This window comes from Streptomyces sp. NPDC058326 (assembly GCF_042879855.1).
Classification (GTDB): domain Bacteria; phylum Actinomycetota; class Actinomycetes; order Streptomycetales; family Streptomycetaceae; genus Streptomyces.
In genome coordinates this window covers 248,927-272,989 of the sequence record NZ_JBHVZO010000009.1, presented here as the reverse complement: position 1 = coordinate 272,989, position 24,063 = coordinate 248,927, and the positions used below count along the sequence as shown (strand labels likewise).

The following is a 24,063-nucleotide window of genomic DNA, read 5'->3' as shown; positions in this document are numbered from 1 at the left end:
TGGCGGTCGCGGCATTTCATGGATGCGGCCCATCGAGGTCCGGCGGCGGACACGGCCGGCGCACGCGTGCCAGCGAGGAGCAACTGCACTAAGGAGAGGGCGACTTGGCCGGGCGGAACATGGCGTACCTGCGCAGGCACGAGGTGGAGAAGCTCCTCCACCTGGACAAAGGCGAGCTGGACCGACTGCTGGAGGAAGACGAAGACTTCCCTGATGGGTCCCGAGATCATCACAACCTGCTCGACCAGGCACTCGGCAAGGAGCTCCCCGTGACGTGGGACGGCAGCTCGGTCTACATCTGGGCCGCCCGCTCAAGCCGGTTTCGTGAGCGAGGAGCCGTGCTGCTTGATCCTGCCCTGGACACACGGTCCGTCGCGCCCGGCAAGTGGCTCGGATTCCAGCCCACCTCGCAGGGCCCGGCCATGGACTGGGACACCGACCTCGGCATCGTGCGCATCGTCCACACCACTCGCCAAGGCGCAGCCTGCGCTATGGCCGAAGAACTGGCCGAGGACTTCGGAGCCCAGGGCGTGATCACCGTATGCGCCCTGTTCGGTGATATCGGATTCTCGGGACCGGCCTTGATCGCGGCCGACACCGCGCAGCCGTTCCTGGAGTACGAGACCCAGTGGGGCCTTGTGACCCGGCTCGTCGGCCAGCCGCTGCCCTGGTGGCCCCGTGCGCTGCGACGCTCCGACGTGATCAGCCAGTGGTCGCCGGGCGCACCCGTCACCCTCGCCGAAGTCCTGCCCGACGAGAAGGAGACCACCCTGCGGCAGGCAGCCACCGTCCGATGGCCTGATGACGCCGCCAAGACGGCACTTGTGGACCTGGCCAACTCCCTGCGCAATCACGACATCGACAGCCTCGACAGCGAGATTCGCATCTTCGCCGAACACGGTGGGCACCCCCACGGCGACCCGCTCCTCATTGCGGCCCGACACCGCACCGACGGCTACCCTCTGCCCCGCACCGATGACCGTGATCTGCTCGCTGCAGGCTGGCACACAATCGCTTCCAGCCAGCTCTTCGAAGCCTACGAACCCATGGAGATCGGCATGCACTACGCCGCCGATCTCCTGCCGTACGGCCCGCGCACCAAAGTGCGCCTGCGAGGCCCCGCCGCCCGCCGATGGGGGCAGCACCTCACGGCGTGCACACCTACCGCCGTGCACGCCGTCCTCGCCGGTGACGCCCACGACGTGACCTTCTACACCGACCGCACCACCGGCATTCCCATCGTCCGCAAGGGATCCTCCCGCGACGGCACCTGGGTCTTCCTGGCCCCACTGCAGCTAGAGGACCAAGGTGCCCGGCTCGAGTCCGTGATCCTGGAAGACACGGTGTGGGTGCAGACCACGGACGGCCGGATCCATCCCGGGCCGTGTACGCCAGGCGACCACCTGTGGTGGGGCCCTGGCGGAGGGGACCGACCCACGGAAGCCGCCTGGGTCATCTCCCAGCTCATGGACGACATCAGTACGCGAGTGAGCTTGGCCGACCACTGGCACCACGCCCCCGCCGGCCTGACGAAGCTCCTCAACGAAACCCGCCGGTACGGCACCGAACTCCCGAGGGCCGTGCTCGAGCAGGCCCGGACGCAGCAGGTCGACGGCACTTCTTAGCCGACGGTACACGCCGCCTCACCTTGATGCTCGCCACTTCTGTTGGGCCGCGAGCAGACGAGAGGGAAGTGCGGTGTCGGCGGTCTTACACGCCGTCTTGATGTGTGCCCGGGCCGTCGAGCTCGACCAGGCCGTCATTCAGGCGCAGTACCCCCCGGTCGCCCCGGGCAGCCGGTGGGGTGTAGGTGGAGCCGGTGATGGCGATGGGTGAGTCCGTGAGAAGCTCGCCGATCTCGTCGGTGGTGCGGCCTTTCGCCCAGCGCACGCAGTACCGGCCATCAGGCCGGTGAGCCGGGGTGGTGGCCCCTTCATGGCCCCAGCAGCTCCACATCAGGTACGCCCGCGTCAGCAGGGCGCTGCGCAGGGGTGTGCAGGCGGCGGGGGTCCAGTAGTGGCACAAGGGGGAAGCCGTCATAGATGTGGCGTTGTCGCGAGGAGACCGGGTATCGCACCCTTTGGCCCGTGGCGGGCCCGTCCGGGGCGGGCCCTTCGACCGGCAGCCGGTCTCCGCGGCTGCGTCGAGCGGGACGCTACGCCGCCTTACGGCGCGGATCGGTGTCCGACATTCGGAACCGCGCCGCCCGTACCCGATTGGACGTGCCGTCATGTCGCCGGCAGGGCTCTCTCTTGCTGCACGGGCGTGACACCAGGAACTCTGGCTCGTTGCTCAGCGTGGGCCGCCGTCTGCGTCGGCCCCGGCTCCAGTGCGTCCTGCCCCGTGAGCGGGACACACGATCAAACGCCGAAAGTGGCAGGGCAGCAACGCAGATCACCGGTGCTGGCTCGTACCTTGACGCGCACCAGGTCACGGGACGATGTGCGCGCCACGAAGGGACACGAGCGTTATGAACCCCAACCACCGTGACAAGCAGGCGGCGAAGGCCCGCCGCGAGGCGGACGGCCGCCCGTATGCTGCGCATCTCGCCGACGTCCGGCGTGAACGTCTGGAGCACCTCGGCCGCGTCGAGCACGAGGAGTTCGTGCCCGACAAGCTCAAGGCGGACGATCCGATGCCCGCGGAACTCCCGCTGCTCGTGCGCCACCACATCAGCGAGATCAACCGCTATTTCTGCGACGTGCTGATGCACGCCTATCACGCCGACACTTACGCGGAATGGGCACGGATCGCGCTGTACCGGCTGACCGACGCTCTGGAGCACTTCCATCTGATGATCGGCACGACCGTGGCGCACCTGCAGGACAACCACATCTCCCCCGACCGGATCCGCACCTACGTCCAGGCCCGCACCTATAGAGACGTCGAGGCGTTCGTCACCCCGAAGGCCAAGGAACACCTAGACGGCCTGATCGGCAGGAACGAGACGGCCGACGGCAGGCAGCACTCCGGCATCAGCCATCAGGTCGGGCGCCGCATCGCAGAGCGCACCGGATGGGCAGAGCCGGACCGCGAGGACACCCTGGAAGCCTTCCTCGCCGTGCTGTACAACAACTATCCCGACGACCCGCAGGCCTTCAGCGCCCTGCCCGAACACATCCGGGACTGCGCACTTAAGACCGCGCCGCACTCCCTGGTGACGATCTCGGACGACGACGAAAGCTGATCCTTCGGGCGTAGCCCGGTGGGCGATGGTCTCCAGCACCACCGGGCTACACCGCTTACGCGGCAGGACCGGACCGGGAAACTACCTGGTCACAGGCCTGCCGCCTGAGACCCGCGAGGGGTCGAAGGGGCTGAGGGGGCCGAGTTTTCGAACAAGGCACTGGCGAAGAGAACGTCACGGACCGGTGCGACGGCGAGTTCGGCGACACCTGGGCCGACACCGCCGGCCGCCTCGCCGAAGCCGCGGAACTCGAAGCGGAGAAGACCTGCGAAGCTGTGGTGAGCCCGGACGCGCCCGCTTCCACGGCGACCAACACGGCACCTGGATCAAGGCCCTTTGCGATGGCTGCAGGGCAGTCTCTGGCTCCGCTCCATGTCACTTCGCGATCAGACAAGCGAAGAAAATGAGCACATTGGTTCGCAAACATTCGACACTCCAAGCCAAATTGTGGTCAATTTCGAAGAATGGTCGCCATCGCTGGGCAGAGGGTGCTGCCGTGGATAGATGGGCGGCGCAACGAGGGCAGTGATCCCATCGGAGTCAAGTCACCTTGACCAGTTGGCCATTGAGTATGACGGGGATGTCACCGAGCGGGATCGGCTACGGCTCGATGACGGCTGGCCTCGTCGGTGGAGTTCGTCATGGCGGGTGGGTGCTGGCGAAGTCTGTTGGCCGATCCGAGACATGGCGCACGTGCCGGTGCTGTCGTCACGTCCGATGCGGGGGTTCACATGGCGGGCGAAGCAGCGGCATCGCCCCGGCCTGGAGGTGATGGCCTCAACAGGCAGGCAACACGGCTTCGAGTCGTTGGAGGAGATGCGCCTGCTGGTCGCGCTGGACTTCTTGAGGGCATCGGAGGTGCTGTCGCAGCCGTTCCGGCTGGACTTCGAGCATGCGGGCGGGCAGGCCTGGCACATCCCGGATTTCCTGGCCGTGATCGGCGGCGGGATGTGGCTGCTGGACGTCCGGCCGATGAAGCTGATCAAGGACGAGGACGCGCTGAAGTTCGCGGCGGCCAGGGAAGTGGCGGCCGCCTGCGGGTGGCGATACTCGGTGGTCGCGGGCTGGCGCCCGCATGTCTGGAGCGTCCTTGATCACCTGTCCTCTCGTCGGCGGCCGGCGAGGGACCTGCTCGGCATGCGCGACCAGCTGCTCACCACTATCGGCGGGCAGCAGGGGCGGGCGATGACGTTCTGCGAGCTGGCGGACTCGACCAGCGTGCCGTCTGTTGGCCGGGCGACCATCGTCCGGCTGCTCTGGCAGCGCGAGCTCGGCGTTGACCTGGGCAGTCCCTTGCGCGACAGCTCGCTGATCTGGGCGGCGTGATGGCGGCGAGGGGGTTCTTGCAGATCGCGCCGGGCAGAGGGGTCGCGCTCAACGGCGTCGAGTGGACCATCGAAGCCGTCCACGGTCAGTACGGCCGGCTCGTCCTCGTGGACGACGACGGCCGCACGGAGACCCGCTCGTTTCGCTGGCTCATCAACCATCCCGACCTGCGGCTCCTGCCGAAGGTCGAAGCGTCGGGGCACCCGCCGCCGGTCGCCCGGCAGCCGAGGACGCTGGCCGACCTGACCGAGGACCAGTTGGAGCGGGCCCGGCTGCGGGCTGCGCACGTGCTGGAAGCCGAGACGGGGTTCCGGGAGGGACACCCGGCTCGGGCCCTGCCGGGTGAGCCCCGGCCTGCCTACGACCCGGACCGCACGACGCTGACCCAGCGCCGCCGCTCGAAGGCAGCGGAGATGGAGGCGATGCCCCGTCCAGAGGCGGTCCGGCTCGGTCTGCAGCACCTCAGCTACCGGACGCTGATGCGTCTGTCGGGCCTGGCGGGCGACAGTCTCCTGCTGGCCTGCGCGGACGGGCGCTGGACACGGCGACGAAGCGGGCACCGCAGCGTCACGAAGGAGGTCCATGAGGCGATCTTCGCGGTCAAGGCCGAATGCGGCGAACGCGCCCGCGTGAGTCTGGCTGCCAGGCACCGGCTGATGCACCAGTACATGCGCGAGCGGTTCCCGACGTTCCCAACCGAGAAGATCCCTTCCCGCTGGACGTTCGCCGCCGTCTGGGAGGAGTGGTTCGGGCCCGGCGGAGCCCGGCCGCGTTACGGTCGAACGGCCGAAGCCGCTGCGGAGGCCGGAGTCTCCGGCCGGATGGTGGTCCACCGGCCGGGCCAGGTTCTGGTGCTGGACTCGACCCCTATGCCGGTGAAGCTGCGCGAAACCGTCTTCGGCGACGCGGTCACCGCGACACTGACCCTCGCGCTCGATCTCTACACGCACGGGCTGCCGGCCTTCCGGCTCACGCTGCAGTCCGACACCTCGGTCGACATCGCGATGCTGCTGCGGGACGTGATGCTGCCGCTACCGATGCGGGACGGCTGGGGCGAGGACATGGAATGGCCCTACGCCGGGGTCCCGGCCGACGTGATCGCCGAGTTCACCGGGCACAAGGTCGCCGCCTTGCCGTTCTTCGCCCCGGAGACGGTCACCACCGACCACGGCGGCCCCTACAAGAACCACGACCTGGTAGAGGCCGAACGGGAGATCGGCTGCCGGATCCTGCCTGCCCGTGTCCTGCGCCAAACCGACAAGTTCGCGGTCGAGCGCCAGTTCCTCACCATCCAGACCATGCTCTTCGAGCACCTGCTGGGCTTCACCGGCGGCGACGTCGCGGACCGCGGGGCCGACCCCGAACGCGACGCGAGCCTCACGCTCGCGCAAGCCGAGCACATCATCGCGACCTGGATCGTCCAGATCTGGCAGAACCGCAAACTCGGTGCATACGCCCCGAGTTGGGCGCCAGGTGAGGACCACAGCCCCAACACCCTGTTCGCCGCGGCGATGGAGCAGGGCGGCTTCGACCTGGACTTCCCCGAACCGAGCTTCTACTACAAGGTCCTGCGCAAGCACCACGTGAAGATCCATCCGCGCCGAGGCGTGAAGATCCTCGGGCTTTGGTATCACCACCCGGTCCTCGACGAGCCGCGCTTCCTGCAGCCCTCCGCCCGGGGCGGCAAGCACTCGGGCCAATGGGTGGTCCGCAGCGACCGAAGGGACCGCCGGCAGGTGTTCTTCCAGGATCCTGCCGACCACGAGACCTGGCACATCCTGCGCTGGCGAGGACTGCCGCCCGAAGGCGAGGTCCCCGCCTTTTCGGACAAGACCGCTGACGCCCTCCTGGCACACGTGAAGGCGAACAACATCAGGATCCACTCCGAGAGCGAGCTCCTGGAGCATCTGCTCGGGATCCTCGGCTCGGTCACCCCCGTCGACCAGTGGCCAAGCCAGGCCAAGAAGAAAGCGGGGAAGAAGCAGCGCGTCGCTCAGGCCCGCGAGATCACCCGAGCACAGGCCGCGGCGGCCGACCGCCCCGCCACACCGGCCGCCGCAGACGAGCAGGTTCCGGCCGAGATGCCCGCGGCCTGGGCCGAGCACGCTCGCACGATCGACCACGCGGTCGACGCCGACCGGCGCCGGCGACGCGAAGAAGCACTCGCCGGCACCAGGCCCGCCGCTCCAGCAACGCTGCACGCAGCCCTGAACCGGCGCCGCATGTTCCGGCTCCCGCCTCCCGACGGCGCGGAAGCCGACACAACTGTCCGGGAGGACGACACGTGACCCGAGCTCTCTCCCACGACGATTCGGTGGAGGGCCTGCCTTCACGAGCCAGGATCGCCGAGTTGATCCTCAGTAGCCGCCCATCCCTGGACACCTACGCCGGCTGGCAGCACTACCGCACTCACTGCGGCCTGCTCGTCCCTGCCTCCGTCATCTCGCCGAAGCAGTGGTCAATGCTTCCCGGGAGCCGCCAGTACGACTACGACCTCTACCGAGAGCTGACGAACGCGAACCTCCCGCTGCAGGACACCCCCATGCACGCCAAGGTCGGCAGGCTGATCCGGCGCCGGTTGAGCGGCAACACGAGGAAGAAGAACGACCCGACACGCGCCGGCGTCATGATCAGCGGCTGGGGCAACTACGGCAAGACCGCGTCTGTCTGCTCAGCCGCGTCCGTCTTCGAAGACCAGTGGCTGGAACTGCACAGCCACCTCAACCCCGGGGCCATTCCGGGCACTCGGGACCTGCACGCGCCCGTCGTCTATGTCTCGACCCCGGTGACCGCGACCCCGAAGAGCCTTTGCGCATCGATCCTGGCCTTCTTCCGGGCCCAGACACGCAAGTCGGCCACGCTGCCGGAACTGGTACGGCAAGTCGCCGACTCCCTCCACGACCACGGCGTCAAAGCGCTCATCCTGGACGACATCAGCCGACTGCGGATGCACAGGGCCGACGACCAGGACGTCCTCGACCTGATGCGGGCCTTCATGAGCCTGGACGTCACCCTGATCCTGACCGGCGTCAACATCCCCGGAACCGGCCTGCTTCGCGAGGCCACGTGGAACAAGAAGACCCGGCAGTGGGAAATGCCGCCGCTGGAGTCGACCCGCATCCACGGCTTGGAGATCACCCAGACCGAGCACCGCTTCGAGCTCATCGAGATCGACCGCTTCCGCTACACCACCCCGGAGCAGATCCAGGCCTTCGTCGATCACCTGGAGGGAATCGAGCAGCACCTGCGGCTTTTCAACGCGAAGGCGGGCATGCTCACTGGCGGCACCATGCCGGAGTACTTGATGCGTCGCACCGGCGGCGTCATCGGTCTGCTGGGACGCCTGCTCGAAGACGGCGCCCAGGAGGCCATGGAGTCCGGGAAGGAACTGATCGACGAGAGCCTGCTGGACGAGATCGTGCTCCGGCGGGACGCGCCCGAACAGGCACCGGACGAGCCCGTGATCCCGGCCGACCCGCCGACCGCTGACAAGAAGACCACGCAGGCGAAGCGCCCCCGGAACACCGTCTTCGATGACGCTGGTCCGGCTGCCCGCGCAGGCGCCTGACGGGTGAAGCCACGATGCATCCACTGCCCCGGAGTCTCGAACCTCTGTCCGGAGAGTCCCTGGTCAGCTATCTGCTTCGGCTCGGGCACCGTCTCGACCTCTCACCTCTGCACCTGATCCGCGCGGCGGGCTGGATCAAGGAAGGCAACCCCAATCACTTCCCCGGCAGTCTGCTGCTGGACCTACCCGAGCCTCAGACCGAAGCATTCGCCCGGCTCACGGGACAGACGGCCAGGGAAGTCTCCGCTCTGACGCTGGCGCAGTGGCGGGACCGCTACCCGCCGATCGCCCGGTCCCTGCCCGGCCCAGGACGCTTGATGAGACCAGATCCATGGCTCTACATCGGCTCGCCCCGCTTCTGTCCCTCCTGCCTCGCGGGCGACGGCACCAGGGTCCAGCAACTGCACGGCGGGCCCTGGCTCAAGCTCTGGCATCTGCCCATCGTCTTTGCCTGCACCGAGCACCGGATCTACCTGGAAGCCGAATGCCCGCACTGCGGTCAGCCGCACGACACGCAAGGACCTCTGATCCAACGAGCCAACGACCACACGCTGCATCCAGCGCAATGCCGGTGGACGGTCAACGCGCAGGCAGCAAGGAGGAAGTCCTTCGCCTGCGCCGGCAGACTCGACCACCACACCGCCCCTGCGCGTGACCGGCCACAACCGACTACGGACGTCCTCCGCTTCCAGAAATCCCTCCGAGGCCGCCTGAAATCGCCCACTCGAACCACAGACTCATCCGAGTACTTCACCGATCTCCGGCTGGCCACCGCGCTGATCAACGCGACATGGCCTCACAGCCGGGACCTCCTCGACGACGACACCGCTGAGCGAATCGATTCCAACGCGCAGAAACTGCATGTCGGTCCGGGCAGGAGGCGCAACCAACAAGTCCACGACATGCCACCGCGCGACCCCATTGCCTGCGGAGCTCTGCTCATGGCCGCAGACCGCCTGCTCTTGAGAGACGACCTGCCTGACCTCATCTCGGATCTCACGCGCGCTGCCTTCGGCAGCCCTTCGAGCCGAACACCATGGGCCGTTCTCTACGACAGGCACAAGGGCGAATGCTCTGAGCGACTCCGCCAGGTTGCTGAACCCGTCACTCGGACATTCCCCCGGGTCAGCGGTCGCAGAGGCACACGAGGACCACTCCGAAGCGGCTACCAGCCGGAGCACATCCCGGCGTTCCTGGAGCCCGATTGGCATGAGCGCTACCTGGCCAGCTGCGCGGGCTCGGAAGTCAAGTCCGTGCGCAGGGCCGCCGCCGTCCGGCTCGTCCAGTGGGTCATGGGCGGAACCTACGACGACGCCGCGCAGTTCCTCGGGATCGCACCCGTCCAGTCACATCTACTCTCTGCACGCGAGACCCGGCGCTCGGCATGGACTGGCTGCAACCCTCTTGAATTCGACAGAGCTCTCCGCGCTCTTGCTTCCGATCTCCGAACATCACGTCAACCACTCGTTGACTACCGGCGCAGGCGCCAAGCACTCCAGGAGTGGGTACTCAGCGTCGACGCGTGGAATGCGCTGGTCAGGGAACTTCCGCCTACGCTTGTCCAGTTCCGCACCCTGACCGATGATCGCAAGCGCCAGAACGCCTCGGTGTTCGTCTGGACGCTGGTCACGCGAGGCGAGCACCTCTTCGCTCCTCGCCCACTCGAAGCCGCGCAACCGACCGAGATCCAGCGACAGTGGGCCGCGCGGCGGAACACCGCGTGGTTCCAGTTCTCCCGCCCCGATCCGCTGCGTCATTACGCGGACCTGCGCGGAGTTCTCGCCAACTACGCGCAGCGACTCGCCCGGGACATCGACTCAGGCGCTGGACAGATCATCAACATGAACACCCCCGGCAATCACGCACAGTGAGCATCCCTGCCCTTGAGGTGCCAACTATCCCGCTCAGGATGTGCCAACAAGAATTCTCCAAGATGGCCTGACCTGCACGGCTCAGGCTGAGATGTGCCAACTATAAGTCTCGGTCACACCGGTGTGACCGGACGTTCCCCTTGACCCCTGAGCGCCGCACGCGGCCCGGCCGGGCGTGACAGTCGGCCCAGGCCGTTTTCTCGTCGCTCCACAGCGCGCCCGATGAGTTTGCCGCTCCCGGTCGGTCCACACTCGTGACTCCCCGGAAAGGACACCTGCCATGTCGGAGCTTCTTGTCGACTTCATCACTTCCCTCGACGGCTACGCATCGGGAGAGGGATGGCCCGGATTCTGGGGCCTTGAGGGCCCGGAGTACCTCACGTGGCTCGGCGAGCAGCCCGAGGCCACCTATCTCATGGGGGCGAACACGTACCGCCTGATGTCGGGCTTCGCCGCAGGCGAGGTCCCGAATGGCCAGGACGAGTTCAGGCCCGAGGAAGAGGCGTCCGTCGACGAGCTCACGCAGGCGTCCAAGGTGGTGTTCTCCTCCTCACTCGATGAGCCACTGACGTGGGCCAACTCCACGCTCGTCCGCGACGACGCCGTCGAGGCGGTCCGCGCCATGAAGTCGAGCGGCTCGGGGCTCCTCAGCACGATCGGCAGCCTCAGCCTGTGCCGGTCCCTGCTGCGCGCCGGACTCGTCGACCGCTTCCGGGTCGTGATGTTCCCGGTGATCACCGGGGCCACGGGCGAGGAACGCATCTACGACGGCTATCCGGACGTCGCCCTCGAAATGATCGAACACCGCACCTTCGACGGCCGCATCCAGCTGGTCGAGTACAGGCCCCGCGTGCTCGAGCACCCGCCGCTCGGCGCCCCTGCGTGACGTCGCGTGCGTTTCCGCACCACCTGACACGGCGATTACCGCAGCCCCACGGGGACCCCTTTGCATGACCATGCGAGATGATGCATACTCTTCCTATGTCCAAGGTCCTCACCTCCCTGCCCGCCGGCGAGCGCGTCGGCATCGCCTTCTCCGGCGGCCTCGACACCTCCGTCGCGGTCGCATGGATGCGCGACAAGGGCGCCATCCCGTGCACCTACACCGCCGACATCGGCCAGTACGACGAGCCCGACATCGCCTCGGTGCCCGGCCGCGCCAAGACCTACGGTGCCGAGATCGCGCGCCTGGTCGACTGCCGCGCCGCGCTGGTCGAGGAGGGTCTTGCCGCACTCACCTGCGGGGCGTTCCACATCCGCTCCGGCGGCCGCGCCTACTTCAACACCACGCCGCTCGGCCGCGCCGTCACCGGCACCCTCCTCGTCCGGGCGATGCTCGAGGACAACGTCCAGATCTGGGGCGACGGCTCGACCTTCAAGGGCAACGACATCGAGCGGTTCTACCGCTACGGCCTGCTCGCCAACCCGCACCTGCGGATCTACAAGCCCTGGCTCGACACGGACTTCGTGACCGAGCTCGGCGGCCGCAAGGAGATGTCGGAGTGGCTGCTCGCCCACGAGCTGCCCTACCGCGACAGCACCGAGAAGGCGTACTCCACCGACGCCAACATCTGGGGCGCGACCCACGAGGCGAAGACCCTGGAGCACCTCGACACCGGCGTGGAGACCGTCGAGCCGATCATGGGCGTCCGCTTCTGGGACCCCTCGGTCGAGATCGCCACCGAGGACGTCACCATCGGCTTCGACCAGGGCCGCCCGGTGACCATCAACGGGAAGGAGTTCTCCTCCCCCGTCGACCTCGTCATGGAGGCCAACGCCATCGGCGGCCGCCACGGCATGGGCATGTCGGACCAGATCGAGAACCGGATCATCGAGGCCAAGAGCCGCGGCATCTACGAGGCGCCCGGCATGGCCCTGCTGCACGCGGCGTACGAGCGCCTCGTCAACGCGATCCACAACGAGGACACCCTCGCGCAGTACCACAATGAGGGACGGCGCCTCGGCCGGCTGATGTACGAGGGCCGGTGGCTGGACCCGCAGGCCCTGATGGTCCGCGAGTCCCTGCAGCGCTGGGTCGGCGCGGCCGTCACCGGCGAGGTGACGCTGCGGCTGCGCCGCGGCGAGGACTACTCGATCCTCGACACCACGGGTCCGGCGTTCAGCTACCACCCGGACAAGCTGTCCATGGAGCGCACCGAGGACTCGGCCTTCGGCCCGGCGGACCGGATCGGCCAGCTCACCATGCGCAACCTCGACATCGCCGACTCCCGCGCCAAGCTGGAGCAGTACGCGGGCCTCGGCCTGATCGGCACCTCCAACCCGGCCATCGGTGCCGCCCAGGCGGCCGCGACCGGCCTGATCGGCACCATGACGGAGCTGCCCGAGGGCGGCGCGGAGGCCATCGCCTCCCGCGGCGAGGTCTCCGGCGACGACGAGATGCTGGACCGCGCCGCGATGGAGTTCGGCACGGACTGACCATCCGCCGAGGGGCCGGTTCGACGCCCCCCGTCGAGCGGCAGGCCCGGCACCCCCGGGCCGAGCCTGCCGCTCGACGCCTCGTAAGGCCGGTTCGACGCCGCGCGCGTCGGACCGGCCTTTTCCGTGTCTGTCGTCACGTCCAGACGGACCGGCCTTTTCCGTGCCTGTCACGTCCAGACGGACCGGCCTTTCCCATGCCTGTCACATCCAGACGGACCGGCCTCTCCCGTGCCTGTCACATCCAGGCGGGTCCTCACGTCAACGTGATGACGGAACCGACGAGGAGTGAGGCGCCATGCCGGACGACACCTTCCTGACCGGGCGCTTCGGCGCCCACGAGGAGCGACTGCGAGGCGTCGCCCTGTGGATGACGGGCTCGCCGGCCGAAGCGGAGAAGGCGCTCGCCTCTGTACGGGCCGACCTGGGGCGGGACGACGGGGCCACGGCGGTGGCGGCGTGGCTGACGGCGCTGGTGGGACGGGAGTGCGTGCGGGGGCTTCGGGGGCGCCGGCCGAGGCCGGGTCAGGACGGGGAGCCCCGTGGGGGCGGTGTGGCCCCTGCGGCCAGTGGGCCGGGCGCGGCGGGAGTCGCGTCCCTCTGGCTCGCGCTCTCCGTCGCGCTGGAGTCCCTCGAAGCGGACGAGCGGCTCGTCCACGTCCTGCACGACGTCTTCGGGGTGCCGCCCCACGAGACGGCGCGGATCACCGGCGGCTCCCCCGAGGAGGTCACGCGGCTCGCCCGACGGGCCCGGGAGCGGATCCAGGGCGCCGGGACGGCCCGTACCGAGGGCGAAGCGGAGCGGCAGCGGACGGTGGTGGACCGGTTCCTGACGGCCGCACGCGCGCGTGACGCCCGCACGCTCGCCGCCGTCCTCGACCCGGACGTGGTCGCCCGGTCCGAGCGCGGCCCGGTGCACGGCGCCCCGGCCGTCGCCGAAGGGGCGGCCGCCTTCGCTCGGTTCGCGGACGCGACCCGGCCCGCGCTCGTCGGCGGGTCCCTCGGGGCGGTCGCCCTCGTCGCCGGCCGGCCGGTCGCCGCGGTGGCGTTCACCCTCCGCCAGGACCGGATCATCGCCCTCGCCATCACGACAGGCGAGGAGCGGGTACGGGCGCTCGACCTGGCCTTTCCCGACTGCTGACGGACACGGTGGAACAGGCGGGGGCCGAAAGTCGGATGCGGCCCGGCCCCCACGGCGGTTAGCTTGGAGCCATGTCAACGCCCCGAATCTCCTAGCTGAGGACCCGCACTCACGCCACCCGTGTGTCCTCAAGCCCTTTCGGAGCGTTACCCCATGATCACCGTTCGCGGTGCCGACGTGCGCGTCGGCGCCCGGCTCCTGCTGTCCGGCGTCTCCTTCCACGTCGCCCCCGGCGACCGGATCGGCCTCGTCGGCCGCAACGGCGCCGGAAAAACCACCCTTCTCGACACCCTCGCCGGACTGCGCGCCCCCGCCGCCGGCACCCTCACCCGTACCGGCTCCATCGGTCATCTCGCCCAGGATTCGCGGGCCGCCGACCCCACCGTGACCGTCACCGACCGGATCCTCTCCGCGCGCGGTCTCGACCTGGCGGTACGGCGGCTGGCCGAGGCCGCGGGGCGGCTCGGTGCGGCACCCGACGCGCGGGCGCTCGCCGCGTACGACCGGGCCGAGGCCGCGTTCCAGGCGGGCGGCGGCTACGCGGCCGAGGCGGAGGCCGCACGCGTCGCCGCGGGCCTCGGTCTGCCCGCCGAGGTCATGGACCGGCCCGTCGGCCGGCTGTCCGGCGGCCAGAAGCGCCGGGTCGAGCTGGCCAGGATCCTCTTCGCCGGACACGGCCGGGACGACACCCTGCTGCTCGACGAGCCGACCAACCACCTGGACGCCGACTCGGTCGCCTGGCTGCGCGGTCACCTCGCCGCCCACCGGGGCGGCCTCGTGCTGATCAGCCATGACGTGCGGCTCCTCGCCGACACCGTCAACCGGGTCTTCCACCTCGACCCGCACCGTGCCGCGCTCGACATCCACAACACCGGCTGGGACGTGTACCTCGCCCAGCGGAAGACCGACGAGCGGCGCCGGGTGCGCGAGCGCGCCAACGCCGAACGCAAGGCCGCCTCGCTGCACGCGCAGGCGGACCGGATGAAGTCCCGGGCCGCGACGGCGACGACGGCCCGCAGCATGGCGCGCCGAGCCGACCGGATGCTCGCCGGGCTCGACCCGGAGCGGCAGGCCGAACGCGTCGCCCGCATCCGGCTGCCCGAGCCCGCGCCCTGCGGCCGGATGCCGCTCGGTGCGGTCTCGCTCACCAAGGCGTACGGGGAGCGGCCCGTGCTCGACGGGGTGGGCCTCGCCGTGGACCGGGGCAGCCGCCTTGTGGTGCTGGGCCTCAACGGCGCGGGCAAGACGACGCTGCTGCGGCTCCTCGCCGGAGAGGAGGCCCCTGACGCGGGCCGGGTGGTACGCGGGCACGGCCTGCGGCTCGGCTACTTCGCCCAGGAGCACGACACGCTGGTGGCGGACCGCACGGTCAGGGAGAACCTCGCCGACGCGGCTCCGCATCTGACGGACGGTGAGGTACGGACGGTCCTTGGCGCGTTCCTGTTCCGGGGCGACGACGTGGACAAGCCGGCCGGGGTGCTCTCCGGTGGCGAGAAGACGCGGCTCGCGCTGGCCGCCCTCGTCCACTCGGGCGCGAACGTGCTGCTCCTGGACGAGCCCACGAACAATCTGGATCCCGCCTCCCGTGCGGAGGTACTCGCGGCCGTGGGCACGTATCCGGGCGCGATCGTGATGGTCACGCACGACGAGGAGGCCATCGACGCGCTGCGCCCCGAGCGGGTCCTGCTGCTGCCGGACGCGGACGAGGACCTGTGGAGCGAGGAGTACCGGGGGTTGGTCGGCCTGGCGTGACGGACGGCCGTGGGTGAGGGTCCTCCCGGGGCGCCCCGGGAGGACCCTCACCGGCGCGGACACGGGGAAGGTCGGGCCGCCCGGACGTCGACCCTGAGCCGCGCGTCAGGGTCGACTCCGTGGAAGGGAAGGGAGATCCCGGAGGACGGCCGGCGGTGGTGCCGCCTAGCCTCGAGGCATGATCATCAATGCGCAGACCAGGGTACGGGTGGCCCGCCCCTCGCGGGATCTGACCGCCGCGGAGCGGTTCTATGTCGAAGGTCTCGGACTCGATGTGCTCTGGCGAAGCACCGCGCGGGTGCCGGGCGAGCACGACCTGCTCATGGTCGGGCCGCCTGGCGGGAGCTGGCACGTCGAGCTGACCCGAGATCCCGAGCATCCGCTGGAGCCGGCCCCGACCGTCGACGATCTGTTCGTCGTCTACCTCGGGGCGCCGGTCGAAGAGGAGCAGGTGGAGCGGCTTCTGGCCGCCGGCGGGACGCGGGTGACCGCGCACAACCCGTACTGGGACGAGTTCGGCGTCACCATCGCCGATCCCGACGGGTACCGGCTCGTCCTGTGCTCCCGGAGCTGGGAGAGATGACTCGGGTTCGGGCACGGCCGCAGGGGCCTCGCCCGAACCTTCGGTACGCCGACGACGCCCCCGGGGCCCCCGGCTTACGCCTCCTGGGCCGTCCGCACTGCCCGCAGGACCACGAACTTGGCGTCGCTCGCGACCAGTTCGCTGTTGCCGAAGATCCGGCGGAGGGTGACGTGGTAGCCGAGGTGCCGGTTGCCGATGATCCACAGCTCGCCGCCCGGCCGCAGCGCGCGCCGCGCGTCCGCGAACATGCGGCGGGCCGTGCGGTCGGTGGTGGCCTGGTGGCTGTGGAACGGGGGGTTGTTGAGGACGAGGTCCACCGAGCCTGCGGGCAGGTCGGTGAGCCCGTCGCCGACGAGGAACTCGGCCTTGCGGCCGGGGCCCACGTGAGCCCGGAAGTTCTCCTCGGCGGAGGCGACCGCCTGGTACGACTCGTCGGTGAAGACGAGTTCCGCGTCGGGTTCGGAGAGGGCGATGGCGAGACCGACCACGCCGTTGCCGCAGCCGAGGTCGGCGACGCGGGCCCGGCCGAGGCCGCCGGGGAGGTTCGCGAGGAAGAAGCGGGTACCGATGTCGAGGCGGTCGGCGCAGAAGACGCCGGCGTGGTTGGTGACGGTCAGCCCGGGGAGCCCGGGCGCGGGGGTGTCCGACGGGAGGTCGTACCGGTGCGGCCAGGGGTTGGGGCGCGGAGCGGTCGCGGGGTCGGGGGTGGTGTGGATCAGCCGGGCCTTCTTCACCGCGAGCGAGGTGCGGGTGGGGCCGAGGATCCGCTCGAAGAGCCGGAGCGTGGAGGTGTGGATCTCCTTGACCATGCCGGCGCCGACGATCACGGTGCCCTCGTGCACGGCGGGGGCGAGCCGGTGGAGCTGGTCCTCCAGGAGCGCGAGGCTCTTGGGGACGCGGACGAGGAGGACGTCGATCCGCTCGGGCGGCGGGTCCTGGGTGGTGAGCAGCCGGACGTCGTCCGGGGCGGCTCCGGCGCGGGCGAGGTTGGCCCGTGTGGCCTGCCCGGCGAGATACGAGTCGGTGATCTGGACGAGCTCGCCGGCTCCGGCGGCCCGCAGGGCGGTGACGAGGGCTCCCCAGCGGTCGCCGAGGACGGCGACGGTGCCGGACAGGTCGGTACCGCTCTCGGCCAGGTGGCCCAGGAGGTATTCGTCGGCCGCGTCCCAGGCGCGCAGCTGGTCGCGCGGGTCCTCGGGGAAGCGGGTCAGCGTGAAGGCGCCCCATGACGTGGTCAAACGGTTCATCGTGCTCTCAGGCTAGCCGGTCGCGGCCGCCGGCTCTTCCCGCCACATGCCGACGGGTGTCCGGAGAGCCCCGCTCGGCTCGCGGCACCCGTGCGGAGGCTGAGCGGAAGCCGGGGCGCGTGCGGGCCCGGCGGCCGGGTGCGGGTGGGGCGGGGTTCAGCGCAGGGCGGTGAGCTGGAGGTGCCAGAGGCCGGGACGGCCGGTGAGGGTGACGGTGGAGAGGGGGCGGACCTCGACGTTCCAATAGGTGGCGGGCGGTGCCTTCAGGGCGTACACGAGGGCGGCCCGTACGACGGAGGGTTCGGCGACGGCGACGATGGCGCCCTCCTCGGCGGGGCGGGTGTCGAGCCAGTTCCCTATCCGGCTGATGAAGGCGAGGAGCGGTTCGCCGCCGTGTGGGGCGGTGCGGGCGTCGGTGAGCCAGGCGTCGACGGCGGCCGGTTCGAGGGCGGCGACCTCGGCAAGGGTGTGGCCCCGCCAGCGGCCCATGTCGCAGTCGCGCAGCGCGGGCTGGGCGAGCGGCGCGTAGCCCAGGGCGGTGCCGGTGGCGCGGCTGCGCGGGGTCGGGGAGCAGTAGCGCAGCTCTGCCGCGCCGAGCGGGATCAGGGCCGGTGCGGCGAGCTGGACCTCGTACCAGCCGGCCTCGTCCAGCGGCCGGTCGTCGTCGAACCGTTCGGCGAGCAGGGAGGAGCTGCGTGCCGCCGTGACGAGCGTCACCCGAAGACTCATGGCCGCGATCGTGAGGCCGGGGGCTCCGCAGGTCAAGGGGTCGATCCACCGGGCCTGCGGGGCTCCGGCTCACTGCTGCCCGAGAGCCATCCACTTGTCCGGATTTCGCAGTGGCGTGAAACCGGCCTTCTCGTACAGGCTGTGCGCGTCGGCGGTGGCGAGCATGATGCGGCGCAGTCCGTACGGCGCGAGGTGCTCACGTACGGCGGTGACGAGCGCGGTGCCGAGGCCGGTGCCGCGGGCCGGGCGCTCGACGTAGACGTCGCAGAGCCAGGCGAAGGTGGCGTAGTCGGTGACGACGCGCGCGTAGGCGGCCATCTCGCCGGTCGCACGGTGATAGGCGCCGAGGTTGAGCGATCCCGCGATGGCGGCGTCCTGCTTCTCCCGAGGTCGGCCGAGGGCCCAGTAGGCGTCGGTGGACAGCCAGTGGTGGACGCGGGCGGCGTCGATCCGCGCGGGGTCGGCTGAGATCTCGTACGCCCCGTGCATGACGGGGACGTCCGGGGTCGTGCTGTCGCTCATGCCCGCAGACTTCCAGTGACTGCGGGGCTTGTCAGGTGAATTTGCCTGCCGCGCACCGGGGCGGGGCCGGACGAGGGGCGGGCCCGTCCGGTCCCCCGCGTTCAGGCGGTGAGCTCGTCGACCGCCGCTCGCAGGCGGCGCACGCCCTCCGCGATCTCGGTGGGGCCGGCGACACCCGCGAAACTCAGCCGGATGTGACCGGCGGGGGGTTCGGCGCAGAAGTAGGGGCGGCCGGGAGCGGCGGCGACACCGGTCCGCAGGGCGGCGGCGACAAGGGCGGACTCGGGGACGGTGTCGGGGAGGCGGAGCCAGAGGTGATAGCCGCCGTGGGGCACGTGGGGCAGGGCGAAGCCGGGGAGCTGCTGGGCGACCGCACGGGTCAGCACGTCCCGGCGGCTCCTGAGCTCCTGGCCGACGGCCCGCAGATGCCGGTGCCAGGCGGGCGATCCGACGAGTTCGAGCGCGGCTTCCTGGAGCGGCCTGGGGACGAAGAAGCTGTCGACGACCTGAATGGCGCGCAGGCGTTCCAGGACGGGGCCACGGGCGGCGAGGGCGCCGACCCGGAGGCTGGGTGAGGTGGCCTTGGTCAGCGAGCAGACATGGACGACGACGCCGTCGGGGTCGTCGGCGGCGAGCGGGGCGGGCAGCGGCGGCGCGTCCTCGTGGACGAGACGGCGGGCGAAGTCGTCCTCGACGACGAAGCCTCCGGCGGCACGGGCGATACGGACGACCTCGCGGCGCCGCTCGGGGGCGAGCACAGCGCCGGTCGGGTTCTGGAAGAGCGGCTGGCAGACGAGGACACGGGCTCCGGTGGCGCGGAACGCCGCTTCGAGGAGCTCCGGCCTGACTCCTTCGGCGTCGGCGGGTACGGGCACGGGGCGCAGTCCGGCGGCGCGGGCGACCGCGAGCATGCCCGGGTAGGTGGGCGACTCGACGAGGACGGGGGTGCCGGGCGGGGCGAGAGCGCGGAGGGCGGTGGTGATGGCGGACTGACCGCCGGCGGTGACGAGGAGGTCGGCGGCGGTGACACTGCCGCCGATCTCGCGGGCGAACCACTCGCGCAGCTCGGGCAGGCCGTCCGTGGGCGGTCTGCCCCAGGCGCCGGGGCGGCGTCCGGCGCGGGCGAGAGCGGCGGCGAGGGCCCGCTCGGGCTGGAGCGAGGGGTGGAGGTAACCGCCGTTGAACTCGATCACGCCCGGCGGCGGTGCGGAGAGGGTGACGAGGACACCGGAGGCGTCGACGGCACGGGGGACGAGCTCAGTGGCGGTGTCGGCACTGAGGGCGACCTCCTGCCAGGAGGTGTCGCCGGTGACGGGGGTGGCGGCACGGGGCTCGGCGCGGTAGGCGCCGGCGCCCGGGCGGGTGACCACGAGCCCTTCGGCGGCGAGCTGGGCGAGAGCGCGGGTGACCGTCACGGGGGAGACCCGATAGCGCTCGACGAGCGCTCGGCTCGATGGCAGCTTTCCACCAGGTGAGTAGCGGTTCAGATCCGCCCTCAAGGAATGCGCCAGTTCCGCGACACTGCTACGCTCATTCATGAGAGCACAGAATAGCGCTACTGCTTCCACGACGATAGCGGTCCCCGCCACCGGGGCCGAGATGAGCGCCTCCTCGGGAGGCGCCCCGCGCGGCGCCACCGACCCGCTCCCCCGCGGCACCCTGCTCGCCGCTCTGGGCGTGGTGTCCTTCTCGCTCACGTTCCCCTCGACCGTCTGGGGCCTGGAGAGCTTCGGCCCCTGGTCCCTGGTCGCCGTGCGCTCCACTCTCGCCGCCCTCATCGCGGGCGCCTTCCTCCTCGCCGGCCGGGTGCCGCTGCCGGAGCGCCGCCACTGGGCGGGCCTCGCCGTCGTGGCCGGCGGTGTCGTCATCGGCTTCCCGCTCCTGACGACCCTGGCCCTGCAGACCTCCACCACCTCCCACGCCGCCGTCGTCGTCGGCCTGCTACCGCTCACCACGGCGACATTCGCCGCCGTGCGGACCGGACGCCGCCCGTCCCGTACCTTCTGGTTCGCCGCCGTGTCGGGCGCGGTCGTGGTGATCGCCTTCACGCTCCAGCAGAGTGGCGGGGCCGTGTCGCAGGGCGATCTGTACCTCTTCGGCGCGCTCCTCGTGTGCGCGGCCGGTTACACGGAAGGCGGGCGGCTGGCCCGGCTCATGCCGGGGTGGCAGGTCATCGGCTGGGCCCTCGTCCTGTGCCTGCCCCTGATGGCGGCCGGCTCCGCCGTGGCGCTGTCCCTGGAGCCGGTGCACCTGAACGCCCACGGCGTGATCGGCCTGGTCTGGGTGGCGGCCGGCTCCACGTTCTTCGGCCTGTACGTCTGGTATCGGGGCATGGCGTCGATCGGCATCCCGAAGGCGAGCCAGCTCCAGCTCGCGCAGCCGCTCCTGACCCTGGTCTGGTCGGTGTCCCTGCTCGGTGAGAGCCTGCCGCTCGCCGCGCCGCTCGCGGCCGTGGCCGTCCTGGTCTGCATCGCCGTCACCCAGCGGGCGAAGAGCTGACGCGACGGATGGGGGTGACCCGGGTCACAATGACAGACGTAGGCTGCGAACAGCACAAGCCCGGTCGCGAGGAGGCCACCCCGATGCAGGCGAACGTGGGCGACAAACTGCTGGTGCACGGCCGGACCGTCGGTCACCACGACCGTACGGCCGAGGTCCTTCAGGTACTGGGGGAGAACGGCACACCCCCGTACCGCGTGAAGTTCGACGACGACGGTCACGAGGCCCTGATGTCGCCGGGCCCCGACACCGTCGTACGCCATCACCCGGAGGCGGAGTCCCGCTGACCCCCCGTCCGCGGCGGACGGGCCCTGGTCGGGTAGTGATCGGCCACCACGGCCGCCATCGCCCCGATCCGGTCCGTCATGACCTCCTTCGCCGCGAAGAAGCAGTGGCCGCCGACCGACGGGTAACCGGCGGCGAGTTCCAGGTGGCGTGACAGTTCCTTCGGGTCCTGCCAGGCCGCGGGCTGGGCGGGGTCGCCCGCCTTGTAGAGCGCCTCGCCGATGTAGAGGCCGACTCCGGTGTCCCTGACCACGGCGTCCCACCAGGGCAGCAGCTTGGCGTAGTCGGCGACGGGCAGGCCGATGTTCCAGTAGAGCTGGGGCACGACATAGTCGATCCAGCCCTCCCGGACCCACTTCCGGGTGTCGGCGTACAGGTCGTCGTAGGTCTGCACCCCGGCCTGGGTGTCCGAGCCCTCCGGGTCGGTGGCGGCGTTCCGCCAGACCCCGAAGGGGCTGATCCCGAAGGCCACGTGCCGCTTGATCTCCTTGATCCGGGCGGCCGTACCGGAGACCAGCAGGTCGGTGTTGTGCCGCCGCCAGGACGCCTTGTCCGGGAAGTCCCCGCCGTACCGCGCGTACGCCTCGTCGTCGGCGAAGACCTCACCGGCCACCGGGTACGGGTAGAAGTAGTCGTCCCAGTGCACGGCGTCGATGTCGTAGTGCCGCAGTGCGTCCAGCATCGCGTCCTGGACGAAGCTCCGGACCTCGGGCAGACCGGGGTTGTAGTAGAGCTTCCCGCCGTAGGGCAGCACCCACTCCGGGTGGACCCGGGCCGGATGGCCGGCGACGAGCCGGGACGGGTCCGTGTGATTCGCCACCCGATACGGGTTGAACCAGGCGTGCAGTTCGAGCCCCCGCGCGTGGGCTTCCTCGACGGCCGTGCCAAGGGGGTCCCAGCCGGGGTCGCGGCCCTGCGTCCCGGTGAGGCACTGCGCCCACGGCTCGTACGGCGAGGGCCACAGCGCGTCGGCGGTCGGCCGGACCTGGAGGACCACCGCGTTGAGCCGGCGCTCGACCGCCGTGTCCAGGTGGGCGAGGAGTTCGGCGCGCTGCTCCCCGGCGGTCAGGCCCGCGCGGGAGGGCCAGTCACGGTTGGCGACCGTGGCGATCCACACACCACGGAACTCGGGGCGGCGCGGTCTCCCTGCCGCCGGCGACGCGGCCACCGCGGGCCCTGTCGCCCCCGTCACGGCGAGCACCGTTCCGGCCGCTCCGGCCACGAACCCTCTTCTGCCGATAGGCCGCACTTGTACCCCTCCTCTGTCGGATACCTCACACCCACCCGGACAGCATGCCCACCCCGGACGATCGATCATCGGTTAATGAGCGGTAACGTCGTGGGGTCGAGGCGGACGCATCGGAATCACACGGGCCCCGCCGTCAGAGAAGAGCGAAAGGCACGAGGTGACGGACTCCATGGCCGACATTGAGCGCGTCGGAGTGGTGGGCTGCGGCCAGATGGGCGCGGGCATCGCAGAGGTGTGTGCCCGGAGCGGCCTTGACGTGAGGGTCGCCGAGACCACCGGCGAGGCGCTGGAGATCGGCCGCACACGGCTCTACAACTCGCTGGCCAAGGCCGCCGAACGCGGCAAGATCAGCGAGGAGGAGCGGGACGCGACCCTCGCTCGCCTCAGCTTCACCACCGACCTGGGCGAATTCGCCGACCGCGACCTCGTCATCGAGGCGGTCGTGGAGAACGAGCAGGTCAAGACCGAGATCTTCCAGGTCCTCGACCAGGTGATGACCCGGCCGGACGCCATCCTGGCCTCGAACACCTCCTCCATCCCGCTGGTGAAGCTGGCCGTGGCGACCTCCCGCCCCGACCAGGTCATCGGCATCCACTTCTTCAACCCGGCCCCGGTGCAGAAGCTCGTCGAGCTGATCCCGGCCCTCACCACCTCCGAGGGCACGATCAGCCGGGCGCAGGCCTTCGCCGAGAAGACGCTCGGCAAGCACGCGATCCGCGCGCAGGACCGTTCCGGCTTCATCGTCAACGCGCTGCTCGTGCCGTACCTGCTCTCGGCCATCCGGATGTTCGAGTCGGGCATCGCCAGCCGCGACGACATCGACAACGGCATGGAGTTCGGCTGCGCCCACCCGATGGGCCCGCTCAAGCTCTCCGACCTGATCGGTCTGGACACGATCGCCTCGATCGCCGACTCGATGTACGCGGAGTACAAGGAGCCGCTGTACGCCGCTCCCCCGCTGCTCCAGCGCATGGTGGACGCGGGCCGGCTCGGCCGGAAGACGGGCTCGGGCTTCTACCCGTACGCCTGACCCCACAGACCCCGGACGGCCCGTACACACGCACAGGTACGGGCCGTCCGGCATGTCCGCTCGCCTCAGCCGAGGCGCAGATGGTGGAGCATCAGCAGCCCGGCGGCCATGTTGGCGGCCGGGATCTCGCCCCGGGCGATCATGTCGGGGACCTGTTTCAGCGGCACCCAGGCCCGCCGGGAGGACTCGAAGGCGTCCTCGGGCGGGCCCGTGTACGTGGCCCGCTCTGCCCAGTAGAGGTGGTGCCGCGCGTCGGTCAGGCCGTTGGACGGTTCGACGGTGAGGAGATGGCGCAGCGGGCCCGGCCGCCAGCCGGTCTCCTCCTCCATCTCGCGGGCGGCGGCCGCCTCGATGTCCTCGCCGTCCTCGACGACACCGGCGGCCAGCTCCCAGCCCCAGCTGTCGGTGATGAAGCGATGGCGCCAGAGCATCAGTACTTCGTCGGCCTCGTTGACGGCGGTCGCGACGGCGACCGGGCGGAGCCGGATCAGATAGTGGTCGAGGTGGCGGCCGTCCGGGAGTTCGACGTCCGCGAGGTTCACCCGGAACCAGCGGTTCTCATAGACAGAGCGTTCGCTCAGTTTCGTCCACTGCACGTTCTTGCCACCTTCCGACTGGACGGTGCTTGTTTGGTGGCA

21 protein-coding genes are annotated in these 24,063 nt (G+C 70.3%); 14 read left to right on the top strand and 7 right to left on the bottom strand.

The genetic code is table 11. The features are described from left to right. The first annotated feature begins 104 nt into the window (after positions 1 to 104). Positions 105 to 1,625 (top strand): hypothetical protein, encoded by a 1,521-nt coding sequence (locus ACFVYX_RS19320; RefSeq protein WP_389682582.1) that lies wholly within the window; start codon positions 105 to 107, stop codon positions 1,623 to 1,625. An 85-nt stretch (positions 1,626 to 1,710) separates the two neighbouring features. Here the strand turns inward: ACFVYX_RS19320 and ACFVYX_RS19315 are convergent, their stop codons facing one another. Next, positions 1,711 to 2,040, bottom strand: coding sequence for a hypothetical protein (locus ACFVYX_RS19315; protein WP_389682581.1), 330 nt, complete (start codon positions 2,038 to 2,040; stop codon positions 1,711 to 1,713). 430 nt (positions 2,041 to 2,470) lie between these two features. Between ACFVYX_RS19315 and ACFVYX_RS19310 the strand changes: the two genes are divergently transcribed. From ACFVYX_RS19310 to ACFVYX_RS19265, 10 genes are all read left to right on the top strand, one after another. Next, entirely contained in the window at positions 2,471 to 3,187 is a 717-nt protein-coding gene (locus ACFVYX_RS19310) for a hypothetical protein (protein ID WP_389682580.1), read from the top strand. 684 nt (positions 3,188 to 3,871) lie between these two features. Then, positions 3,872 to 4,513 (top strand): TnsA-like heteromeric transposase endonuclease subunit, encoded by a 642-nt coding sequence (locus ACFVYX_RS19305; protein WP_389682579.1) that lies wholly within the window; start codon positions 3,872 to 3,874, stop codon positions 4,511 to 4,513. Next, entirely contained in the window at positions 4,513 to 6,801 is a 2,289-nt protein-coding gene (locus tag ACFVYX_RS19300; protein ID WP_389682608.1) for a transposase, read from the top strand. The genes ACFVYX_RS19305 and ACFVYX_RS19300 overlap by 1 nt, the downstream gene beginning before the upstream one ends. 62 nt (positions 6,802 to 6,863) lie before the next feature. Next, positions 6,864 to 8,081 (top strand): TniB family NTP-binding protein, encoded by a 1,218-nt coding sequence (locus tag ACFVYX_RS19295; protein WP_389682578.1) that lies wholly within the window; start codon positions 6,864 to 6,866, stop codon positions 8,079 to 8,081. A gap of 14 nt (positions 8,082 to 8,095) precedes the next feature. Continuing rightward, a complete protein-coding gene (locus ACFVYX_RS19290; protein WP_389682577.1) occupies positions 8,096 to 9,952 on the top strand; it encodes a TniQ family protein in 1,857 nt (618 codons plus the stop codon). A 280-nt stretch (positions 9,953 to 10,232) separates the two neighbouring features. Beyond that, positions 10,233 to 10,838, top strand: a complete 606-nt coding sequence (locus ACFVYX_RS19285; protein WP_389682576.1) for a dihydrofolate reductase family protein — start codon at positions 10,233 to 10,235, stop codon at positions 10,836 to 10,838. A 95-nt stretch (positions 10,839 to 10,933) separates the two neighbouring features. Then, entirely contained in the window at positions 10,934 to 12,388 is a 1,455-nt protein-coding gene (gene argG / locus ACFVYX_RS19280) for an argininosuccinate synthase (RefSeq protein ID WP_389682575.1), read from the top strand. A gap of 298 nt (positions 12,389 to 12,686) precedes the next feature. Continuing rightward, complete coding sequence (locus ACFVYX_RS19275) at positions 12,687 to 13,529, top strand: RNA polymerase subunit sigma-70 (protein ID WP_389682574.1); 843 nt, start codon at positions 12,687 to 12,689, stop codon at positions 13,527 to 13,529. A 153-nt stretch (positions 13,530 to 13,682) separates the two neighbouring features. Next, positions 13,683 to 15,281: an ABC-F family ATP-binding cassette domain-containing protein gene (locus tag ACFVYX_RS19270; RefSeq protein ID WP_389682573.1), complete on the top strand. Its 1,599-nt coding sequence runs from the start codon at positions 13,683 to 13,685 to the stop codon at positions 15,279 to 15,281. Between the two features lie 178 nt (positions 15,282 to 15,459). After that, on the top strand, positions 15,460 to 15,864 hold the full coding sequence (locus ACFVYX_RS19265) for a VOC family protein (protein ID WP_389682572.1): 405 nt from the start codon (positions 15,460 to 15,462) through the stop codon (positions 15,862 to 15,864). A 74-nt stretch (positions 15,865 to 15,938) separates the two neighbouring features. Here ACFVYX_RS19265 and ACFVYX_RS19260 read toward each other — a convergent pair whose 3' ends face one another. The 4 genes from ACFVYX_RS19260 to ACFVYX_RS19245 form a co-directional block, all read right to left on the bottom strand. Continuing rightward, positions 15,939 to 17,111, bottom strand: a complete 1,173-nt coding sequence (locus ACFVYX_RS19260; protein WP_389682571.1) for a methyltransferase — start codon at positions 17,109 to 17,111, stop codon at positions 15,939 to 15,941. A gap of 156 nt (positions 17,112 to 17,267) precedes the next feature. Further along, positions 17,268 to 17,840 (bottom strand): histidine phosphatase family protein, encoded by a 573-nt coding sequence (locus ACFVYX_RS19255; protein WP_389682570.1) that lies wholly within the window; start codon positions 17,838 to 17,840, stop codon positions 17,268 to 17,270. Positions 17,841 to 17,909: 69 nt separating this feature from the next. Next, entirely contained in the window at positions 17,910 to 18,362 is a 453-nt protein-coding gene (locus tag ACFVYX_RS19250) for a GNAT family N-acetyltransferase (RefSeq protein ID WP_389682569.1), read from the bottom strand. A gap of 101 nt (positions 18,363 to 18,463) precedes the next feature. Further along, positions 18,464 to 19,900 (bottom strand): PLP-dependent aminotransferase family protein, encoded by a 1,437-nt coding sequence (locus ACFVYX_RS19245; RefSeq protein ID WP_389682568.1) that lies wholly within the window; start codon positions 19,898 to 19,900, stop codon positions 18,464 to 18,466. Between ACFVYX_RS19245 and ACFVYX_RS19240 the strand changes: the two genes are divergently transcribed. Continuing rightward, a complete protein-coding gene (locus ACFVYX_RS19240) occupies positions 19,899 to 20,861 on the top strand; it encodes a DMT family transporter (RefSeq protein ID WP_389682567.1) in 963 nt (320 codons plus the stop codon). The genes ACFVYX_RS19245 and ACFVYX_RS19240 overlap by 2 nt on opposite strands. 83 nt (positions 20,862 to 20,944) lie before the next feature. Further along, positions 20,945 to 21,148, top strand: a complete 204-nt coding sequence (locus ACFVYX_RS19235; RefSeq protein ID WP_389682566.1) for a DUF1918 domain-containing protein — start codon at positions 20,945 to 20,947, stop codon at positions 21,146 to 21,148. On the opposite strand, the gene ACFVYX_RS19230 is transcribed toward ACFVYX_RS19235, so the two are convergent. Continuing rightward, positions 21,124 to 22,368 carry a glycoside hydrolase family 10 protein gene (locus ACFVYX_RS19230; RefSeq protein ID WP_389682565.1) on the bottom strand — a complete coding sequence of 415 codons (1,245 nt, stop codon included), beginning with the start codon at positions 22,366 to 22,368 and terminating at the stop codon, positions 21,124 to 21,126. The two genes, ACFVYX_RS19235 and ACFVYX_RS19230, sit on opposite strands and share 25 nt — an antisense overlap. A 196-nt stretch (positions 22,369 to 22,564) precedes the next feature. Here ACFVYX_RS19230 and ACFVYX_RS19225 point away from each other — a divergent pair, with 196 nt between their 5' ends. Beyond that, the gene (locus ACFVYX_RS19225) at positions 22,565 to 23,425 is read left to right on the top strand and encodes a 3-hydroxybutyryl-CoA dehydrogenase (protein ID WP_384107300.1); all 861 of its coding nucleotides are present in this window, start codon (positions 22,565 to 22,567) and stop codon (positions 23,423 to 23,425) included. Positions 23,426 to 23,490: 65 nt separating this feature from the next. Here ACFVYX_RS19225 and ACFVYX_RS19220 read toward each other — a convergent pair whose 3' ends face one another. After that, positions 23,491 to 24,021, bottom strand: coding sequence for an NUDIX hydrolase (locus ACFVYX_RS19220; protein WP_389682564.1), 531 nt, complete (start codon positions 24,019 to 24,021; stop codon positions 23,491 to 23,493). Between the last annotated feature and the right edge of the window lie 42 nt (positions 24,022 to 24,063).

Excerpts from the sequence above, each read along its gene's own strand:
- ACFVYX_RS19225 (WP_384107300.1), top strand. The coding sequence starts at position 22,565 with ATGGCCGACATTGAGCGCGTCGGAGTGGTGGGCTGCGGCCAGATGGGC.
- ACFVYX_RS19270 (WP_389682573.1), top strand. The coding sequence starts at position 13,683 with ATGATCACCGTTCGCGGTGCCGACGTGCGCGTCGGCGCCCGGCTCCTG.
- ACFVYX_RS19305 (WP_389682579.1), top strand. The coding sequence starts at position 3,872 with ATGGCGCACGTGCCGGTGCTGTCGTCACGTCCGATGCGGGGGTTCACA.
- argG (WP_389682575.1), top strand. The coding sequence starts at position 10,934 with ATGTCCAAGGTCCTCACCTCCCTGCCCGCCGGCGAGCGCGTCGGCATC.
- ACFVYX_RS19310 (WP_389682580.1), top strand. The coding sequence starts at position 2,471 with ATGAACCCCAACCACCGTGACAAGCAGGCGGCGAAGGCCCGCCGCGAG.
- ACFVYX_RS19265 (WP_389682572.1), top strand. The coding sequence starts at position 15,460 with ATGATCATCAATGCGCAGACCAGGGTACGGGTGGCCCGCCCCTCGCGG.
- ACFVYX_RS19285 (WP_389682576.1), top strand. The coding sequence starts at position 10,233 with ATGTCGGAGCTTCTTGTCGACTTCATCACTTCCCTCGACGGCTACGCA.
- ACFVYX_RS19315 (WP_389682581.1), bottom strand. The coding sequence starts at position 2,040 with ATGACGGCTTCCCCCTTGTGCCACTACTGGACCCCCGCCGCCTGCACA.
- ACFVYX_RS19275 (WP_389682574.1), top strand. The coding sequence starts at position 12,687 with ATGCCGGACGACACCTTCCTGACCGGGCGCTTCGGCGCCCACGAGGAG.
- ACFVYX_RS19290 (WP_389682577.1), top strand. The coding sequence starts at position 8,096 with ATGCATCCACTGCCCCGGAGTCTCGAACCTCTGTCCGGAGAGTCCCTG.
- ACFVYX_RS19300 (WP_389682608.1), top strand. The coding sequence starts at position 4,513 with ATGGCGGCGAGGGGGTTCTTGCAGATCGCGCCGGGCAGAGGGGTCGCG.
- ACFVYX_RS19240 (WP_389682567.1), top strand. The coding sequence starts at position 19,899 with ATGAGAGCACAGAATAGCGCTACTGCTTCCACGACGATAGCGGTCCCC.
- ACFVYX_RS19255 (WP_389682570.1), bottom strand. The coding sequence starts at position 17,840 with ATGAGTCTTCGGGTGACGCTCGTCACGGCGGCACGCAGCTCCTCCCTG.
- ACFVYX_RS19235 (WP_389682566.1), top strand. The coding sequence starts at position 20,945 with ATGCAGGCGAACGTGGGCGACAAACTGCTGGTGCACGGCCGGACCGTC.
- ACFVYX_RS19250 (WP_389682569.1), bottom strand. The coding sequence starts at position 18,362 with ATGAGCGACAGCACGACCCCGGACGTCCCCGTCATGCACGGGGCGTAC.
- ACFVYX_RS19245 (WP_389682568.1), bottom strand. The coding sequence starts at position 19,900 with ATGAATGAGCGTAGCAGTGTCGCGGAACTGGCGCATTCCTTGAGGGCG.
- ACFVYX_RS19260 (WP_389682571.1), bottom strand. The coding sequence starts at position 17,111 with ATGAACCGTTTGACCACGTCATGGGGCGCCTTCACGCTGACCCGCTTC.